General features: G+C 29.3%; 19 protein-coding genes. 8 read left to right on the forward strand and 11 right to left on the reverse strand.

The genetic code is table 11. The features are described 5' to 3' along the window. The 8 genes from L8X38_RS01105 to mqnE form a co-directional block, all read right to left on the reverse strand. A partial coding sequence (locus L8X38_RS01105; RefSeq protein WP_263661043.1) for a cache domain-containing protein occupies positions 1–1,057 on the reverse strand: 1,057 nt, incomplete at its 3' end. Between the two features lie 78 nt (positions 1,058–1,135). Continuing rightward, the gene (locus L8X38_RS01110) at positions 1,136–1,876 is read right to left on the reverse strand and encodes a Tfp pilus assembly protein FimT/FimU (RefSeq protein ID WP_263661044.1); all 741 of its coding nucleotides are present in this window, start codon (positions 1,874–1,876) and stop codon (positions 1,136–1,138) included. After that, a complete protein-coding gene (locus tag L8X38_RS01115) occupies positions 1,873–3,030 on the reverse strand; it encodes a hypothetical protein (protein ID WP_263661045.1) in 1,158 nt (385 codons plus the stop codon). Before L8X38_RS01115 ends, L8X38_RS01110 begins: the two co-directional genes overlap by 4 nt. Before the next feature lie 6 nt (positions 3,031–3,036). After that, positions 3,037–3,570, reverse strand: a complete 534-nt coding sequence (locus L8X38_RS01120) for a hypothetical protein (RefSeq protein WP_133319345.1) — start codon at positions 3,568–3,570, stop codon at positions 3,037–3,039. A gap of 1 nt (position 3,571) precedes the next feature. Beyond that, positions 3,572–5,965, reverse strand: a complete 2,394-nt coding sequence (locus tag L8X38_RS01125; RefSeq protein WP_263661046.1) for a molybdopterin guanine dinucleotide-containing S/N-oxide reductase — start codon at positions 5,963–5,965, stop codon at positions 3,572–3,574. Between the two features lie 61 nt (positions 5,966–6,026). Next, entirely contained in the window at positions 6,027–6,467 is a 441-nt protein-coding gene (locus L8X38_RS01130; protein ID WP_133319347.1) for a phosphoribosyltransferase, read from the reverse strand. A 9-nt stretch (positions 6,468–6,476) separates the two neighbouring features. Continuing rightward, a complete protein-coding gene (locus tag L8X38_RS01135) occupies positions 6,477–7,793 on the reverse strand; it encodes an NCS2 family permease (protein ID WP_263661047.1) in 1,317 nt (438 codons plus the stop codon). 8 nt (positions 7,794–7,801) lie between these two features. Further along, positions 7,802–8,866 (reverse strand): aminofutalosine synthase MqnE, encoded by a 1,065-nt coding sequence (gene mqnE / locus L8X38_RS01140; protein WP_133319349.1) that lies wholly within the window; start codon positions 8,864–8,866, stop codon positions 7,802–7,804. Between the two features lie 120 nt (positions 8,867–8,986). On the opposite strand from mqnE, the gene L8X38_RS01145 reads away from it, so the two are divergent. The 5 genes from L8X38_RS01145 (at position 8,987) to L8X38_RS01165 (ending at position 15,690) form a co-directional block, all read left to right on the forward strand. After that, positions 8,987–11,341 carry a nucleotidyltransferase gene (locus L8X38_RS01145; RefSeq protein ID WP_263661048.1) on the forward strand — a complete coding sequence of 785 codons (2,355 nt, stop codon included), beginning with the start codon at positions 8,987–8,989 and terminating at the stop codon, positions 11,339–11,341. 3 nt (positions 11,342–11,344) lie between these two features. Next, positions 11,345–13,144 (forward strand): glutamine--fructose-6-phosphate transaminase (isomerizing), encoded by a 1,800-nt coding sequence (gene glmS / locus L8X38_RS01150; RefSeq protein ID WP_263661049.1) that lies wholly within the window; start codon positions 11,345–11,347, stop codon positions 13,142–13,144. Between the two features lie 128 nt (positions 13,145–13,272). Further along, complete coding sequence (gene fumC, locus L8X38_RS01155) at positions 13,273–14,664, forward strand: class II fumarate hydratase (RefSeq protein ID WP_263661050.1); 1,392 nt, start codon at positions 13,273–13,275, stop codon at positions 14,662–14,664. 41 nt (positions 14,665–14,705) lie between these two features. Further along, positions 14,706–15,080, forward strand: a complete 375-nt coding sequence (locus L8X38_RS01160) for an HIT family protein (RefSeq protein WP_263661051.1) — start codon at positions 14,706–14,708, stop codon at positions 15,078–15,080. A 235-nt stretch (positions 15,081–15,315) separates the two neighbouring features. Then, the gene (locus L8X38_RS01165) at positions 15,316–15,690 is read left to right on the forward strand and encodes a DUF1090 family protein (protein ID WP_220566297.1); all 375 of its coding nucleotides are present in this window, start codon (positions 15,316–15,318) and stop codon (positions 15,688–15,690) included. Position 15,691: 1 nt separating this feature from the next. Here L8X38_RS01165 and L8X38_RS01170 read toward each other — a convergent pair whose 3' ends face one another. The 3 genes from L8X38_RS01170 to nadD form a co-directional block, all read right to left on the reverse strand. Beyond that, entirely contained in the window at positions 15,692–15,829 is a 138-nt protein-coding gene (locus L8X38_RS01170; RefSeq protein WP_263661052.1) for a hypothetical protein, read from the reverse strand. Positions 15,830–16,200: 371 nt separating this feature from the next. Next, positions 16,201–16,530: a ribosome silencing factor gene (gene rsfS, locus L8X38_RS01175; RefSeq protein WP_133319354.1), complete on the reverse strand. Its 330-nt coding sequence runs from the start codon at positions 16,528–16,530 to the stop codon at positions 16,201–16,203. A gap of 13 nt (positions 16,531–16,543) precedes the next feature. Beyond that, entirely contained in the window at positions 16,544–17,089 is a 546-nt protein-coding gene (gene nadD / locus L8X38_RS01180; RefSeq protein WP_220566299.1) for a nicotinate (nicotinamide) nucleotide adenylyltransferase, read from the reverse strand. Between the two features lie 59 nt (positions 17,090–17,148). On the opposite strand from nadD, the gene gap reads away from it, so the two are divergent. The 3 genes from gap to L8X38_RS01195 are packed head-to-tail and all read left to right on the forward strand — an operon-like array spanning position 17,149 to position 20,025. Continuing rightward, positions 17,149–18,144, forward strand: a complete 996-nt coding sequence (gap, locus tag L8X38_RS01185) for a type I glyceraldehyde-3-phosphate dehydrogenase (protein WP_220566300.1) — start codon at positions 17,149–17,151, stop codon at positions 18,142–18,144. A gap of 1 nt (position 18,145) precedes the next feature. Continuing rightward, a complete protein-coding gene (locus L8X38_RS01190; protein ID WP_263659824.1) occupies positions 18,146–19,348 on the forward strand; it encodes a phosphoglycerate kinase in 1,203 nt (400 codons plus the stop codon). Continuing rightward, positions 19,345–20,025, forward strand: coding sequence for a triose-phosphate isomerase (locus L8X38_RS01195; RefSeq protein ID WP_263661053.1), 681 nt, complete (start codon positions 19,345–19,347; stop codon positions 20,023–20,025). The genes L8X38_RS01190 and L8X38_RS01195 overlap by 4 nt, the downstream gene beginning before the upstream one ends. Positions 20,026–20,027: the final 2 nt, after the last annotated feature.

Consider the following 20,027-nt stretch of genomic DNA (forward strand, 5'->3'; position numbering starts at 1 on the left):
TTTTATGATTGATAAAGTCAAAGAAAGAATTGATACCTTTTTGGATTGCTTGTAAAGGGGATAGTAATTTTGAAGAAAAAAAGTAAATAGCAAAACATGAAATAAACAATATAATAATAGAAAAAATAATTTGCTTATATGCGTCTTTTAAAACCAACATTTCCAACTCATCTTGCTTTTGAGTTGCACAAGCAATATAGCTTACTTTAGCTTTTGAATTATCTATATTAGCGCAAATTCCAAATCTTTCTTCTTGTGTATCAACGCTTATATATTCAAATGTTTTATAATCTCCAAATTGTTGATGATATTTTTTTATCTCTTCTATACTTGGATGTTGAGTTAAGATTAGTGATTTATTATTTGAAGCAAAAGGAATAGAGCTTGTTGTATCAAAAACAAAAACATTTCCTGGAAGTTTTTCAAAGGTCTTTTGCAAAGATGTTAGTAGTAAATCAACACCTAAAACACCTATCAACTTACCATTTTTCTTAATCGGGGTAGAATAAGTAAAACTAGGTAATTTTGTAACAGAATCTTCATAAACATCACTTATAAACACTCCATCATTTGCAATAGCCCCTTTATACCAGTCTCTAGAAGTAGCATCGTAACTTGGATCATCATAAGAAGAAATTCCACCACCTCTTTTTCTAAAATTAACCCCTTTTTTATCAGAAACAGTATCACTTACAAGCATAGTTCCATCGGGAAAACCAACATAGACAGCTAAAGTATTTGATCCATCTTTAAAAATTTTTAAATCATCTCCTAGCATTTGCTCCATAGAATCAAAATTTAAAACTTGATTTTTTCCCAAAGAATCAATGTATTTTTTTATGGCAAGTAAAATATCTATATAGCCATCAACATATCCTTCTACTTGAGTTTCTGTGATCAATAAATAATCTTCATTCGCTTGTTTACTGTTTGAAATTAAATTATTTCTACTAGAAACAAATGCCATTATAGTGATTATTGATAAAGCTAAAAAGACAATAACACCAACAACAATGGACAATTTATTTTTCACACTCATTTGTGTATTTGCATTCATGTATCTCCTTTTTTGTATTTAAATTGAAGTATTTTAGTAAATATATTTTATCAAAAAAATAATAAATTTTAATAAAAATTATATATTATGACAAAATATTTGTTTATTATTTAAAATAATACTCTGCTGGTTTAGTGAAGAAAAATTAGGTATATAAGCATAACCACTAATAGGATTTATAACTATACATATATGCTGATCTTGTTTATTAGATAATCTTATAATGCAGTTATTATTAAAAGATGAGAGCTTATCATAAGGACGCATAGCATTTTTCAAAGGTGTATATAAGCGACCATAATCATCAAAAATTAAACGCGTACTTCCCTTGCAAGCACCTTCAAACAAAACTTTTGAAATACCATATGTTTTTTCTATATTATATTTTAAATTCGCCTTAGAATCATTTTGATTTATTACTCCGCTTTGTCCTGAGTTCATCAATAAGTTTGGATTAATTAAATCAACAGCTATTTCTCTGTCTTTATTAATCATGTTTTTACCTATATTTGCATTACCATCACCATTTTTATCTAAAAAAATAGTATAAGTTTGTTCATTATTTGTAGCTGACTTTGAGCGTATGAAATATAATTGCCATTTGGCTTTAAACCACTCTCGTTTAGCAATATTAAATTCTTTTACTCTAAAATCATTTTGTATTAATGCTAAATGTCTTGTGTATTTAATATCATTTAAAATTTGTTCAGCCCCTAAACGCAAATAGTCAGGTTTGTAATAAAAATACCCCATAGAAAACAATAAAGATAATATAATACAAACAAAAACTAATTCCATTAAAGTAAAAGCTTGTTTCATTTTATATAATAATAAATTTTATGCCTACCTAAACTAACATATATCTTACTAGTTTTTTTACTAGAATGAAGTTCTAATTTACCTTTGGAAATACCATAAAATTTAAGTCTTAAAGCTAACTCTTTATCTTTAGTGAAAATATGTGTAAAATTTCTTTGTTTTAACTTTAAAGACAATTCTTTAGCAATATGATAATCATAAGCAAAATGTTTTTTTGGATCTTTTAATAAATAATAAAAACTTTGATTAAAAATAATACCAAGATAAAAAAATAGTAAAAAAACTAAAGAGCATTCTATAAAAATTTTATGTTTTAGGCGTAATTGTGGCATTCTTGAGCGATAAGAAGACATTAAATAACGAACTAATAATGGAGTACAAACTACACAAAAAGGTAAAAAGTCTTCTAAAAAAAGTCTTTGTCTTATAGAAAAAATCAAACAAAAAACGAAAGTAGTTGCACTAATAAACCATAAAAGAGGTTTATCATCTTGTAAAAGAATTCTATAAATAACATAAAAAAAATAAAGAAAAATTAAAGGTGAAAAGCAAGCTGCAAAAATACCTAAAGTATCTAAAAAATATCCTTTAGGTTTTCCACTTGCATCAAAACCATAAATACTCATTGCAATAGCAAATAAAATCAAAGAGCATGCAATAAGTAATTTATCTTTTTTATATATAGCAAAAAAGAAAAAAGATAAATATAAAATTACAAAATTTCCATCTACAAAAAGAACTAAAAAAAACAAGATATAAAATAAAAAGAATTTTTTATATTCAAACAGCACCAAAATCAAAAGCGTAAAAAATATTACTATGCTAGATTCATTGATAAGCAAAGCGCTGGCTACACTACCAGGAAGCAATATAAAAAGCACAACAGAAATAAAAGCATCAAAAGAAGTTTTGGTGTATCTTAAAGCCAAAATATACAACAAAATACAACTTAAAGAATGCAACAAAACAAACGGAAGTCTTAATCCAAAATCATTTTGTCCAAGAAGAGCAGTACCAAATCTAGCAATCATAGCAATTAAGCTATGATCGTAAAAATAAATTTGTGCTTCATTGTAGCTGATAGATAAAGTGCTTACACCATATAATAAAGCACAAAAATCAAAAAATAAAACGGCTAATAAATACCTTTTCATTTTTGATTAGTCAAGTTTTACAGGCCCATTACTTGCGTGAGATTGTAAAAATCTTAAAATTCTATCTTTTTCCGCATCAGTGATTTTAGCAAAACCTTGCATAGCAGATAAATATGCATCCCATTCTTCCATTAAATGTTCTTTTGGTTTATGTGCTGCGTGACAACTTGTGCAAGTATCATAATAAGTTAATTCTATCTCATCCCAAGCAAGAATTTCTTGATCGGTCAAATCTTTACTTTTAACTAAAAATTCCATTTCATTACTTGCATTTTTACCATTTAAAGTAAGTAAAAGATAAATTCCATCTTTGGTATAAGCAAGGCTTTTTGGATTTGACTCCACAACCTCACCTTTGACTTTAATTAAAGAGTATTCACCTTCTTCTTTTATAAGCTCCACTTTAGAGCCTTCATAAATTTGTCCTACTACTTTTTTACTAGCACTATCTAAAAGATCTACTTTTTCATTAAAAATAAACATATCTTTAGCAAACAAAGCACTAGCTAAAAAAGTTAATGTCAATATAATTTTCTTCATTTTAAGCTCCTATGATTTCTGGTGGTGTAGTTGAATTATAAGGTTTTATAACTTCTTTTAGCTTTTTAATACCCACTAAGCAAGTATTTACACTAGTTGCTTGAGCCATAGTTGAAGTTGGTCTTGAGCTTGTTAAAACATTTACATGACCTGCATTACATCTTGGCTTGCTATCGCTTACATCTTCAGGGTCATACCAAGCACCTTCTTGGATACTAACAACTCCTTCCATGATATTATCTGTTACAAAAGCACCTGCTAAAAGTGATCCACGATCGTTATATACTTCTACAACTTCTCCGTGGGTAATACCAAGTTTTTTGGCATCATTTGTATTAATCATCACAGGTTCTCTACCTTGAATTTTATACAAATCTCTCACCCAAGTATTATCAAGTTGAGAATGCACTCTATATCTTGGATGTGGACTTACTAAATGGAAAGGAAATTTTTTAACTAATTTTTCATTACCCAGCCACTCTGCAGGCTCAAACCATGTTGGATGTGCTTTAAAATCATCTAAATTGTATTTTTCAAATTTTGGAGAATAAATTTGGATTTTTCCACTTTCTGTTGCAAGTTTATTTGCCACAGGATCGGCTCTAAATTCAGAGTGTCTTACAAAATTATAAGCTTCTTTTGGTGGTTCAAAATGGATAAAACCTTGTTTCCAAAAGTCAGCAAATTCCATATAATAAGGACAATCACTTCTTCCATAAAAACCTTCAAGCCATTGTTGTTTTGTTTTATTACCTGTAAATTTTTTATGCTCTCTCTCGCCAATTCTTTTTGCTAATTCTTCGAAAATATCATAGTCATTTCTACTTTCAAAATAAGGCTCAATTACTTTTTTCATAGCATAAACATAATCTTGAGAATAAGAGCCACCAAAGCTAATATCATCTCTTTCTAAAGTTGTAGTTGAAGGTAATACAATATCTGCCATTTTTGCCATAGGAGTCCACCAAGGCTCATGTACAATTAATGTATCAAGTGTTCTTAAAGCTTTGATAAGTTCATTTGTATTTGGATGATGGCCCAATACAGAAGCGCCCACTACATACATGAGTTTAATTTTAGGATAAGTGATTTCTTTACCTTTAAATTTAACTGTTTTACCTGGATTTAAAATAGCTTCTGAAACTCTACTTGCAGGAATATTAGTATCAAGATTATTTTTACCTTGTGGTAAACCTACTGGTAATCTTACACCTGAAAATGCTTGACCACCACCTGAATAATGCATAGAAAAACCAAATCCACCACCAGGTAAGCCTACTTGACCTATCATTGAAGCTAAAACCATTAAAGTCCAATCAGCTTGCTCACCATGGTGTGCTCTTTGCATAGCCCAGTTACCTGCTAAAAAGGTTCTATTTTTTACAAAAGTATCTGCTAATGCGGTAATAACTTTTTCTTCAACGCCGGTAATATTTGCAGCCCAAGCTGGAGTTTTATCAATACCATCAGTTTTTCCAAGCAAATAAGGTAAGAATTTGTCAAAACCATCAGTGTATTTTTCAATGAATTTTTTATCATATTTTCCACTTTTATATAAATAATTCATCATACCAAGCATTAAAGCAACATCAGTATTTGGACGAATCTTAATCCACTGGGCATTTAAAATTTCTGCTGTTTGAGTATATTGAGGATCAATAGTTATAAATTTAATTTTTGATTTGCTGTATTTTTTATAATAATCATCATTACCACGATTTGCAACTTTAAAATCAATTTGATTACATTTATAAAGATCAGCTCCCCATAAAACATAAACCTGAGTGTTTTCCAAAATAACTTCATGAGAAGTTTGTAAAGAATAAACTTCCAAATCTCCTACTATACTAGCATTTACTTTACCAGCAGCACCATTACTATACTCACCATCAGTACCAATATGGCCACCTAAAGCGGTATTAAAAAATCTTCCTGCTACTGAGTTACAATTGTGCAATAAACCTACATGTCCCCATGCACCATAACTTGCATTAAATAAATTTTCAATAGGGGTTTCTTTTAATTTTTCCAATACAAGCTCTAAAGCTTTCTCCCAACTTACTCTTACAAAAGGTTCTTTACCTCTTAATTTAGGTCTTTTTTTACCTTCTAAAAAGCTTTTTCTAACACAAGGATACTTTACCCTAGTGTCTGAATAAGTTCTATCGATAATGGCATCAGTTATTACTGAAGGATGTTTATCAGATTTTTGTGGAGTAACTTTTACTATTTTTCCTTCTGAATTTACTTCAGCCCAAAAAGCACCAAAGTGAGTTGCATGAGGAATTTTTTTAGTATCGTAAAATTTTGTTTGTGCTGCCATTAAAGGATTAACGGAAGCAACTGCTGAAGTTGCAGCAAGACCTTTTAAGAATTTTCTTCTTGTTAAACTCATGTTTGTCCTTCCTTTTAGTTTAGTATTTAATTATATTGTATTATTTATAGCTAATAATAAACTAAATTTTAATACTCCAGAAAAAATCAATCCATTCTTTAGCTTCTTTAATATAAAATTCAGGGATTAATAATGCTGAAGTTTTGTAAAAAACACTTGCTACTTTAAGCTCTAAATGAGGAAACTTTTGACTTAAGACTCTCTTAATTTCTATCATAGTTTCACCACTATCTATGATATCATCTACCAAAAGAACTTTTTTATATGAGCTAAGATCAGGAATATTAAAAATTTTAATCGTATCTAATTTTTGAGTATCTTCATAATGGATAGAATTTAAAGAAAATAAATTTCTATTACCCATACCTTCTGCTAAAAAATGGCCTAAAGTCATACCACCTCTTGCTATAGCAAGTAAAACATCGGGATTAAATTCCTCTTTTATTTTGCGCGTAAAAGGGATAATTTCTTTTTGAAATTCTTCATAAGCATAATAATACATAATCACTTCCTATAAAAATTGTAATAAAAATACCAATAATGAAATTGCACTTAAAATGATAATTCCAAGATTAATTTTATCAAATTCTTTTTGCATAATACGCATAAATAAATACGCAATAAAACCAAAAGCAAAACCTGTTGTAATAGAATAAGTCAGCGGCATCATAATAATAATAAAAAACGCACTCACAGCTATTGCTTTATCTTTAAAATTAATATTTGCAACTTCCATAAACATTAAAACTCCAACAAGAACCAATACAGGATAAATAGAATTTGCAGGAATAGCTTTAAATACCGGTAGTAAAAATAAAGTGAAAACAAAACATATAGCAGTAACTAAAGCTGTAAGACCTGTTCTACCGCCTGCTTCAACTCCCGCTGAACTCTCCACAAATGCCGTTACAGTAGAGGTGCCAACAACTGCTCCCATAGCTGAACTAACAGCATCTACTCCTAAAGTTTTTCCTAGTTTTTTATCACCTTGTTTTGGATCATCAAATATTTTTCCTCTTGAGCCTACGCCTGTGATTGTCCCTACGCTATCAAAAAGCTGAGTAACAAAAAAAGTAAGCACTATAGGAATCATACTAAGCTCTAAAGCTCCTTTAATATCAAGCTTACCAAATATTGCACTTAAGCCATTATCTCCGTTTATAACTGGCATCGATAAAAGTTGTTCTGGAAACCTAGCTCCATCAATACCAAAAATCCAAGCACACAAAGCACTTACAAAAACAGCTAAGATAAAAGCAGCTTTAATCCTCCAAGCCCAAAAAACAAAAACTAAAAACAAACCAAATAATCCAAAAAGTACTTTAGTGCTTGAAAAATCTCCCAAGCCTACTAAAGTTGCTTCGCTTTTGGTAATAATTCCCATTTGCACAAGTCCCATAAAAGCTATAAAAGTTCCAATACCCGCTGATATAGCTTTTCTTAGATCATTTGGTATGCTTTTTATAACCCAAATTCTAAAATTAGTAAAAGATAATAAAGTAAAAACAATACCTGATAAAAAAACAGCCCCCAAAGCACTTTGCCAAGGAATTTGATAAGTATTACACACGCTAAAAGTAAAATACGCATTTAATCCCATGCCTACACTCATAGCCACAGGAGTATTAGAGAAAAAAGCACTTAAAGTAGTAGCTATAATAGTTACCAAAGCGGTTGCTACGATTAAAGCTTCTAGTGGCATACCTGAATTGCTCATTATATTAGCATTAACTGGTATAATATAAATCATTGCTAAAAAGGTAGCAATACCTGCATAAATTTCAGTTTTTACATCGCTATTATGCTCTTTAAGTTTAAAAAAATCCATTTTAATCCTTAATAAATTTTTAGTTCATTATATAAACTATCTCGCTCTATTGCTATATAACCTGAACTTTGAATCATCTCTATGAAGGTTTTTAAACTTAAGCCATTTGAACTTTTTGCTCCACCTGCACTTTGTATGCTTTCTTTTTCTATGGTACCATCTAAATCATTTGCGCCAAAATCTTGAGCCACCATAGCTAAATTTATACCCATAGTTGCCCAATAAGCTTTGATATTTTTAATATTATCAAGCACTATTCTTGCTATAGCTAAAGTTTTTAAAATTTCCACCGAGCCAAGTGGCTTTTTACCTGTAATAAAACTATTATCTTGTTGCCAAACTAAAGGAATAAAAGCATTAAACCCACTTGTTTGATCTTGGAGATTTCTTAATCTTATCATGTGATTAATTCTATTTTCTCTACTTTCTATATGCCCAAATAACATAGTAGCATTACTTTGTTTGCCTTTTTCATGCCAAAGTTTGTGAATTTTTAACCAATTTTCACTACTTACCTTACCATGACAAATTCTTTTTCTAACTTCTTCATCAAAAATTTCAGCTCCACCACCTGGCATAGAATCAACACCATACTCAAGCATTTTTTCTATCACTTCTTCATAACTCATATCAAAAGCTCTACTTAAAAAATCAACCTCAGCAGCAGTTAGAGCTTTAATGTGTAAAAATGGATATTTTTCTTTAATCATTTTAAAAATTTCTAAATACCACTGCCATGATGTATTTTTATTGTGCGCTGAAACAATATGAATTTCTTTCGTATCTCTTAAAACTGTCTCATCAACTATTTTCATTATCTCTTCATGTGTCATAGTGTAAGGATTAGGATTTTTCCTATGTGCTGAAAAAGCACAAAATTTACAAGTATCTGCACATATATTTGTAGGATTAATATGTCGATTGATATTAAAATAAACCTTTTTGCCATGCAAATTAGTACGAATTTTTTGTGCATATTTAGCTAGAGTAAAAAGCTCTAAATCCCAAAGTTTATTAGCCTCTTCTTCGTTTAATCTTTCTTGATTTTCTAATTTTTCTATAATTGTTTGCATATTCTTACCATATTTTTAATTTTAAACTACAATTATAATTTTAACTTACTTAAAATTTAATACAAAGTATTTTTTGGTATGATTTTAACAAAAATTTAAAGCAAGGAATAATTTTCAAAAATGGATATGCAAAAAATTCAAAAATTAAAAAATTCTTTAAAAGACTATGAGGCATATTGTTCTAGACTTTTTTTAAAGCAAGGCTCTTTTAGCTTTTACCATTCTAAAGAGATTGATCGTTTTATAGAAGATATTTATGAACTTGTTTTAAATGATTTTTTTGATGATTTTTTTCCACATAATGACAAAATTCCTTTTTGTATTATCGCCATTAAACAATATGCTAAAATGAATTTAAGCATAAAAGAAAATATTGATTTATTGCTCATTTATAAAGATATAAAAGCTTATAATATTAAGCCTTTAATGAAAGCATTTATTACTTTTTTAAACGATATTGGTTTAAGCATTAACTATCAAATTTGTGAAATAAATGGACTTTATAATATAGCTAAAAATGAGCTTAAACAAAATATTTTACAATACCGCTATATTAGTGGCTCTAAGATTTTATTTAAACAAATCAAAGAAAAAATTTCCCAAGCTCAAGATGAGTTAAAAGAAGAATTTGCTCTAAAAATCTTGCAAGAATTTAACCCTTATTATCAACCTTTAATCAAGCAAGAATTTGATATTAATAAAAATTTTGGCGGTTTAGATGAGCAACTTAATATAGAAAATTTAAATATTTTATTTAAAGATTCTCCCAAAAATTATATGCTTAATTTTATCAATGAAAAAGAATTTAGCGAATTTAAGCTTGCGAGTGATTTTTTATTTTCACTTAAATGTGCAATGAATCTTTTAGAAGGTAAAAACACAAATTTATTTTTAATACAAAATTCACAAGAACTTGCCAACTTAATGCATAAAAAAGAAAAGAAAAATTTAGATCTTAAATCCATACTCATTCAAAAAGCAATGCAAAGTATGCAAATTTGTGGAATTTATACACATTTTTTAGCAAGATGCATCCAGGAAAAACATTATAAAGAAAATAAACTTTATGAAATACAAGATAACTTTTTTACTCATTCAGATGAAAATGAAAATTTAAATTTAATACTCAATCGACTTTTAAAACTAGAAGATGAGGATTTTATTTTTGATATTAAACTAATTTTTGCATTAAAAAGAGCAAAAAATAATGATGAAAATTTGGAGTTATTTAAAGGTATATTAGAAAAAAAACATTCTTTTAGTATTTTAAAACTACTAAACAATGCAAACATTTTAAAAGATTTTTGCAAACCATTAATTCAAAGTAAATTTTTACTCGAAGAAGAAGGTATTTATAGTGCATTAGATAGAGCATTACTTTGCTTAAAATACTTTGAAGAAAAAGATTGCAAATTTGATAAAAAAACACTTCTAATAATAAAGCTTACCATACTTTTAAGTGCTATTCATGAAGAAAATGAAATTTCTTTAGCTAATATTTACAGAGCTTATGTTGGAAAATTCCAAGTTGATAATGAACTTTTAGATTTTGGCTTAAGATTATTTAAAAATTTCAATGCTTTTAAAGATATTATAGAAAAAGAAGATATTTATAATTCTACTATTGTATTAAATTTTATTTCCAAATTAAATGATACTCATACCCTAAAAACCTTACATCTTTTATCTTTTTGCAATGCTAAAGCTTTGGGTATAGAAAATCATTTTTATTATAAAAGTTTAGAAAGATTGTTTCAAAATGCACTAGAAGGTTTTGAGGATGAAAATTTAATTGATGAGAGTCAAAGAAGGGTAAAAAAAGAACAAACTCTAAAAAGAAGCAAGGCTTTTTTAGATCTTGATGAGCAAACTCAAAACAATATCACTCATATTAAATCTAATCTCTTTTTTATAAAAAATAGCTTTGAAAAAATTATTAAAATAACACAGATTGCGCAAAAAGAAAATTTTACTTTTTGGCTTGACAATCAAGATAATTTTACTCTAGAGCTTATAATGAATAGAAAAAATAATCTTGAAAATATACTCAACACTTTAAGTTCTTTAAATTTAGTCTTTATGAGTTTTTTTGAATTATTTGATGAAAAAGTTTATCTGAAATTTGAATATTCAGATATAGTAAGTGATAATCAAAAACAAAGTTTAGAAAATTTACTTAATTCTAAATTGCATTTAAAAGTACAAAAAAAGGCAAAAAAACCAAACATTAAAAAAGATGAATTAAAATTAGACATGAATTATTCCAAAAGCTATGCCAAAATAACCTTAAACACAAAAGATCAAAAAGGTTTAATGGCTTATGTAATGGATGTACTTGCAAGATATGATATTATCTTAAGTGCAGCAAAAATTCAAACCATAAAAGAAAGAACGCGAAATGTTTTGATTTTGCATAAAAATGAAAGCTTGCAAGATCATAAAGATCAAATTCTTAAATCACTAATAAGCGAGTAAAAGATGTGTGGAATAGTAGGTTATATAGGAACTAAAGAAAAGAAAAAAATCATATTAGAAGGTTTAAAAGAGCTTGAATACAGAGGCTACGATAGCGCCGGTATAGCAGTAATGAAAGATGGAGAATTAGACTTTTTTAAAGCAGTTGGAAAATTAGAAAATTTAGCTAACAAAACTGCTAATTTTAATAGTGATGGATTTGGGCTTGCTATAGGCCATACGCGTTGGGCAACTCATGGAAAACCAACCGAAATAAATGCGCATCCACATTTAGGACAATACTCTTGTGTAATACATAATGGAATCATAGAAAATTACCAAGAATTAAAAACAAAACTCACACAAGAAGGTATTAATTTTCTAAGTCAAACTGACACTGAAGTTATTGTACATTTATTTGAATATCATGCGAGTAATTTAGAACCATTTGAAGCTTTTAAAAAGACCATAGCTGAACTAAAAGGTGCTTTTGCAATCTTGCTTGTGAGTAAAAAAGATCCTAATACAATTTATTTTGCTAAAAATGCTGTGCCACTCATCATCGGAAAAAATGGCGATGAAAATGAATATTATTTTGCATCAAGTGATGCACCTTTAGTTTCTTTAGTGGATAAAGTAGCTTATCTTGAAGATGGAGATTATGGATATGTTAATTTAAATGAATGCAAAATTTGTCATGATCAAGCTTGTATACAACCTACTTTTGTGGCTTTAAGTCAAGATAAAAGTTATGCTCAAAAAGATGGTTATAGGTTTTTCATGGAAAAAGAAATTTATGAGCAAAGTAGAGTTTTAGGCGAAGTTTTAATGGGACGATTACAAGGTGAGCAGATTGTTTTTGAAGATATAAATGAAACTCTTTTACAAAACATAGATGAAATCACACTTTGTGCTTGTGGTACAAGCTATCATGCAGCATTAAGTGGGGCTTATTTATTTGAAAGACTTGCAAAAATTAAAACTAAAGTTGAAGTAGCAAGTGAATTTAGATACAGAGAAGCCATTATAGGTAAAAATACTCTTTTTATAGTAATCTCTCAAAGCGGCGAAACAGCTGATACACTAGAAGCTTTAAAAATAGCAAAAACACAAGGAGTTAAAACTTTAGCAATATGCAATGTGGATAATTCTAACATCGTGCGTTTGGCTGATATATCTTTACTTACTAGAGCGGGTATTGAAAAAGGCGTAGCTTCAACTAAAGCATTTGCCACTCAAGTAGCAACTTTATGGATGCTTGCAATCTATCTTGCACAAAAAGCAAATTTAGATATGAGTAAAGAAATCAAAGCTCTAAGAAGTTTACCAAGTATAGTTAAAGTTGAACAAAACTTGCATGAAAAAGTACATAGAATTTCAAAAAGATACCTACATGGCCATGGCTTTTTCTTTATAGGAAGAGATGTGTTTTATCCATTAGCACTAGAAGGAGCTTTAAAACTTAAAGAAATTTCATACTTACATGCAGAAGGCTATCCAGCAGGAGAGATGAAACATGGGCCTATTGCTCTAGCAGATAGTGAGCTTTTTACCGTTGCATTAATGCCGCAAAATTGTCTTTATGAAAAAACAAAATCAAATGTAGAAGAATTAGCTGCAAGGGATTCTACTTTACTTGCTATCTCTCCACTTGATTTTGATTTAAGTGATGATTTTATAAAAACTTCAAAACAAGAGCACTATATGTGCGAATTTTTCGAAATGATGGTAATCTTACAGCTTCTAGCTTTAGAAGTTTCTATAAGACTTGGCAATGATGTGGATATGCCAAGAAATCTAGCAAAAAGTGTTACAGTAGAATAGTATTTGTGTAGTTTTGAAAAAAACTACACCTTTCTTCAAAAATTTTATAAATACTTCTTAAATTATAAGCAAACTTTAGGGTTTATTTAGTTTAAATATCACAACTTATTTTATTACAAGGAAAGGCCATGGAATACAGAATCGAACACGATACTATGGGAGAGATTAAAGTTCCTAATGATAAATATTGGGGAGCACAAACTGAAAGAAGTTTTGAAAATTTTAAAATTGGTTGTGAAAAAATGCCAAAAGTTTTAATTTATGCTTTTGCAAATCTTAAAAAATCTTTGGCTTTGGTAAATAATAAACTTGGTAAATTAGATGATGCTAAAAAAAATGCTATCGTGCAAGCTTGCGATGAAATTGTAGCAGGAAAATTTGACGATAATTTCCCACTAGCAATATGGCAAACAGGTTCAGGCACTCAAAGCAATATGAATATGAATGAAGTTATAGCAAACCGTGCAACTGAAATTATGGGTGGAGATTTTAGAAAAGAAAAGCTTGTTCATCCAAATGATCATGTAAATATGAGTCAAAGTTCAAATGATACTTTTCCAACTGCTATGAGTATAGTTTCGGTAGAGCAAGTAGAGAAAAAACTTATCCCTGCTTTAGATGAGCTTATTGCAACTTTTGAAAAAAAAGTAAAAGAATTTGAAGGAATTATTAAAATAGGAAGAACTCACCTTCAAGATGCTACACCACTTACCCTAGCTCAAGAATTTAGCGGATATCTTTCTATGTTACTTCACTCAAAAGAGCAAATCATCGCTTCTTTACCTACATTAAGAGAACTTGCAATAGGTGGGACAGCTGTTGGTACAGGATTGAATGCGCATCCAGAACTTAGTGAAAAAGTAAGCGAAGAATTAAGCAAGCTAATAGGCACTAAATTTGTTTCAAGTCCAAATAAATTCCATGCCCTAACAAGCCATGATGCTATTAATTTTACTCATGGAGCCATGAAAGGCTTAGCTGCAAATTTAATGAAAATAGCAAATGATATTAGATGGTTAGCAAGTGGCCCTAGATGTGGTCTTGGAGAGTTAAACATACCTGAAAACGAACCAGGAAGTTCTATCATGCCAGGCAAGGTTAATCCTACTCAATGCGAAGCTTTAACTATGGTTGCAGTGCAAGTTATGGGAAATGATGCAGCTATTGGCTTTGCAGCAAGCCAAGGAAATTTCGAGCTTAATGTTTTCAAACCTGTGATTATTTATAACTTCTTGCAAAGCCTTAATTTATTAGCTGATGCTATGCATTCATTTAATATCCATTGTGCTGTTGGTATAGAGCCAAATAAAGAAAAAATTGATTTTAACTTGCATAATTCTTTAATGCTAGTAACTGCACTAAATCCACATATTGGCTATGAAAATGCAGCTAAAGTAGCAAAAAATGCTCATAAAAAAGGTATTTCTTTAAAAGAAAGTGCTATGGAACTTGGCTTAGTAAGCGAAGAAGACTTTGCTAAATTTGTAGATCCTACAAAAATGATAGGAGTAAAAAAATAATCAAAAGACTAGGAATAACCCTAGTCTTTTTAAGGATTTAGATGATTTATGAAAATGATTTTTTATTTATAGAAAAAGAAGATTCTCAAATTCCTTGGGTAAAAATTTTTACTAAAGAAAATTACAGAGAATTAAGTGATTGTCCAGCCTTTTTGCAAAATATGCTTTTTCAGTATGTTTTAGCTTGTGAGTTAAGCCTTAGAGAATACTACAACCCAGAAAAAATCAACATAGCTTCCTTTGCAAACTATGTGCCAAGAGTGCATTTTCATGTTATGGCACGCTTTAAAGAAGATGGGTTTTTTCCTGAAAGTATGTGGGGAAAACAACAAAGAGAAATTAAGGATTTAAAATTGCCTGATTTTGAAGGATTTGTATCAATTTTACTTAAAAAAATAAACAATATTCATGTTTAAAAATTTATTAATTCTAGTTATCAAATCCTATTACATTATCTACTTAGGATTATTTTAGTATAAAAATCATATAAGTTTAAAATATGAGAAAATCAAACTATAAGCTTGATAATAATTCATCTTTATTTTTATAAAAGGTCAAATAACTTTTTTTAAAACTCATGTTTTTATTAAAAACAGCAAATAAATTATTTAATATAATAAACTAAAATTTGAAAAAAGAAAGGTTTAAACTATGAAGCAATTGTTATTTTTACTTACGCTTTGCTCACTTGCATTTTCCACGCAATGTGAGGTTAAAATAAAGCAAATTCAAAAAGAAATAGCTTATGCTAAAAATTACAATCATCAAGAAAAAGCTTTAAGTTTAGAATTAGCCTTAAAAGAAGTTCAAGCAGATTGTGCAAAAGATCCTCTTTTTTATGATAAAAAATTAGAGGCTAAAAAACTTAAAGAGCAAGAGATAGAAAAAATCGAACAAGAGTTAAAAGAATTAAAAAAACAAAAAGATTATATGAGTAAAACAGAATATAAAAATAAAAAACAAGCTTTAAAAGACAAAAAAGACAAAATCAAAAAAGAGATTGAAGAATATATCAACAAACTCTAATTTAATTCCAAATTTGCCACCATTTTTTATTTTGTTGTTTTAATTTTTGCATTAAAATATTTTGATTTTTTAATGCAAACTCATTTTCTCCATCAAGCTTTGGTAATTCTTTGGTATATTCTAAAACTTGTTTACTCAATCATTTTATTAAAAAATTCTATAGCCTTTTGATAATCTTCCAAATTCTCAAAGTCACTTCTTAACAAGAGCTAGATCAATACAAGTTTACAATTTTTTTAAGGCTTTTATTTGCTTATCTAAAAGTATATAAACTCTAGCTCTGTTAAAATATACTAAATAATATGTATTATCTAGTACATGGTTTTATTGAAAGCCAAAAGTACTTCTTGAAATTTCAAACAATTAAATCCACAAAATGCTCTATTATGATAAGCTTCCAAAAACAATACGCTCGCTTAAAACTTCATCACATTTTTCAAATTCTGAATTTTCAAAATATTCTTTAGCTAAATCTGATAACTCAGTAATTAAATTATCCAAATCTTAACCCTAGTTTTGATTTTCTTTATTTAAACTTTTCAAAAATTCTTCTATATTATATTTTGTTCTATAAGTTTCACTCATTAAGTGAATCAAAATATCTCCTAAATCAAGCACAGTCCATTCTTCACTACTTTCTATATTTAAAAACTCCTCACCTTTGCTTTTAAGATTAGTTTTTAAATCATCAATCAAAGAAAGCGCGTGTCTTTCCCCCATAGTAGTAGCAATCACTACAAATTTAACAAAATAATCCTTATCTTGCATATCAAAGCTTTCTATTAAATCTGCTTTTTTATCATCTAAAATCTGCACTATATTATTAATTCTTTCTTGCATTGTTTTCCTTTTGTTAAATATTTTTAAATTTAGAATAATAAAGCTTAACTTCTTCTTTGATTTGCTCACAAACTTGCGTTGTTTGTAAAGTTTGTCTTATAAAAGATGAAGAGATATTTACTTTAGTATCTAAAGTTTTAAAATGTTTTGGTATAAAAATATCATCTCTTTTAGCTATAACAAATTCTACCAAATTTTGCAATCTTTCAAATTCATGCCATTTTTCAAGACTTTGCAAATGATCAGCTCCTAAAATAAGATAAAATTTTGAAATTTCATATTGCTTATATAAAAATTCAACACTTTCTATACTAGGTACAGGTCTTTGCTTTTTTATTTCAAAATCACAAATTTCAACTTTTATTAAGCTTCCCCAAATTTCCTTGCACCATTTTAAGCGTCTTTGTTCATCTGCAGTAAATTCTTGTTTAAAAAGACTAATAAAAGTAGGCATAATAATGAGCTTATCAAGCTCTAAATTTTCTAATGCATTTAAGACTATAGCATTATGACCTAAATGAGGCGGATCAAAACTACCGCCAAAAAGTGCGATTTTCATTAAAATTTAACCTTTTTTTAGTAGAATTTTATCTACTTAATCATAAAAAGGAAATGAAAATGGCTGTAAAAGTTGCAATAAATGGCTTTGGACGCATTGGAAGATGTGTTGCAAGAATTATCATGAAACGCGATGATATAGAACTTGTAGCGATTAATGATACTACTGATATTGAACTCACAAAATATCTTTTTAAATACGACACCGTTCATGGGGTATATGATGGTAGTGTTGAAAATGAAAATGATGATTTAATAATTGATAATAAAAAAATAAAAGTTTTAAAAAGTAGAAATGTAGCAGATTTGGACTTTGCAAAATATGGCGCACAAATTGTTTTAGAGTGTACCGGTGCACACTTAACTATGGAAAAATGTCAAGGATTTTTAGATCATGGGGTGCAAAAAGTCATCATGAGTGCACCTGCAAAAGATAAAACTCCAACCTATGTTTTAGGAGTAAATGCACATGAATACAAAGGCGAAAATATCATCTCAAATGCAAGTTGTACCACCAACTGCCTAGGACCAATTTGTAGAGTTTTGCAAGATAATTTTGGCATAGAAAAAGGTTTAATGACTACTATACATGCTTACACCAATGGTCAAAGTATTATTGATGCAAAAGCAAGAGATAAAAGAAGATCACGCGCTGCTGCACAAAATATCATCCCTACTTCTACCGGTGCAGCAAAAGCTATGAAGCTTGTTATGCCTGAACTTGATGGAAAATTACATGGTCAAAGCATGCGTGTGCCTGTAGCTGATGTATCAACTGTAGATTTAACTGCAACTTTAAAGAAAAAAGTAAGTAAAGAAGAAATCAATGAAGCCTTTAGAAAAGCAGCTGCTAGTAATTTAAAAGGCATATTATTGGTAGATGATGAAGAAAGAGTTTCTAGTGATTTTATAACTTGCTCTTATGGTGCAATTGTAGCAAGTGATTTAACTCAAGTTATTTGTGATGATTTTGTTAAAGTGGTTGCTTGGTATGATAATGAATGGGGTTATTCTTCTCGTTTAGTAGATATGGCAGTATTTATAGCAAAGGCTTAAGATGAGTAGTATTTTATCGATTAAAGATATTGATCTTGCAAAGAAAAAAGTATTTATAAGATGTGATTTTAATGTTCCTCAAGATGAGTTTTTAAATATCACCGACGATCGTCGTATTCGCTCGGCCATCCCTACTATAAGGTATTGTTTAGATAATGGCTGTGCAGTTATTTTAGCTTCACATTTAGGGCGTCCAAAAGAAATAGCTTCAAAATACTCTTTAGAACCAGTTGCAAAAAGACTTGCACGCTTAATGGCTAAAGAAGTCATCATGGCTAAAGATGTTATAGGTGAAGATGCAAAGAAAAAAGCTAGCGAATTAAAATCAAGTGAAATTTTGCTTTTAGAAAATTTACGCTTTGAAAAGGGTGAAACTAAGAATGATGAAAATTTAGCCAAAGAACTTGCTTCTATGGCTGATGTTTATATTAATGATGCTTTTGGGGTTTGTCATAGAGCCCATGCTAGCGTTGAAGCTATTACAAAATACTTTGATAATACAAACAAGGGTGCGGGATTTTTACTCCAAAAAGAAATTGAGTTTGCAAGCAATCTTATCAAACACCCTGCGCGTCCTTTTGTGGCCGTAGTAGGTGGTTCTAAAGTAAGTGGGAAATTACAAGCTTTGACTAACTTACTTCCAAAAGTAGATAAATTAATCATAGGCGGAGGTATGGCCTTTACTTTCTTAAAAGCTCAAGGTTATGATATAGGAAATTCTCTTTTAGAAGAAGATTTAATTGAAGAAGCAAATAAAATCTTACTCAAAGGTAAAAATCTAGGTGTAAAAATTTATCTTCCTGTGGATGTTACAGCAGCGCAAACTTGCTCCCAAGAGGCAGTGATGAAATACACCCCTGTGCAAGAAATTCCTGCAGGTTGGATGGGACTTGATATAGGTCCTGCTAGCGTAAGATTATTTAAAGAGGCACTTTCTGATGCTCAAACTATATGGTGGAATGGGCCTATGGGGGTTTTTGAAATCGATAAATTCTCAAAAGGTAGCATTAAAATGAGCCATTATATTAGTGAATCTCACGCAACAACTGTAATAGGTGGTGGTGATACTGCTGATGTTGTAGCAAGAGCAGGTGATGCTGATGAGATGACTTTCATTTCAACCGGTGGTGGAGCATCATTAGAGCTTATAGAAGGAAAAGAACTTCCTGGTGTAAAACCTTTGACCATAAAGGATAATGAATGATTTTTGCAGCAAATTTAAAGTGTAATCATACAAGATCAAGCTTTGAACTTTACGCTCAAAAATTAAACCAAAACTTAAACAAAGAAGATGAAATTTTCATCTTCCCTCCTAGCATAGCTTTTTTAAAAGACAATTTTTCATTTCAGCAAGGCGCGCAGAATTTCTACCCTTGTGAAAATGGAGCCTATACCGGAGAAATTGGTAAAATTCACTTAGAAGAATTTAATATCAAAAGTGTTTTAATAGGTCATTCTGAAAGAAGAGCTTTAAATGAAAATGAAAGCTTTTTAAAAGCTAAATTTGATTTTGCAAAAAATCTTGATTTTAATATCATTTATTGTATAGGCGAAAGTTTAGAAACCAAAAATACTAATAAAAGCTTAGATTTTTTAAAAAAACAAATTGAAAATATTGATTTATCTTATAAAAAACTTATCATAGCATATGAGCCTATTTATTCTATAGGCACAGGAGTTAGTGCTAATCTTGATGATATTAATACCATACTTAATTTTTTAAGAGAATTTACTAACGCTAAGCTTTTATATGGCGGAAGTGTTAATCAAAACAATATTAAAGAAATTTGTGCTTTAAAAAATTGTGATGGAGTATTAATAGGTTCAGCCGCATTAATTGCAAATGATTTTTTAAATATGATACAAATAGCCAAAGGTTAAAA

The organism is Campylobacter sp. CNRCH_2014_2452 (assembly GCF_025772865.1).
Classification (GTDB): Bacteria; Campylobacterota; Campylobacteria; order Campylobacterales; family Campylobacteraceae; genus Campylobacter_D; species Campylobacter_D lari_D.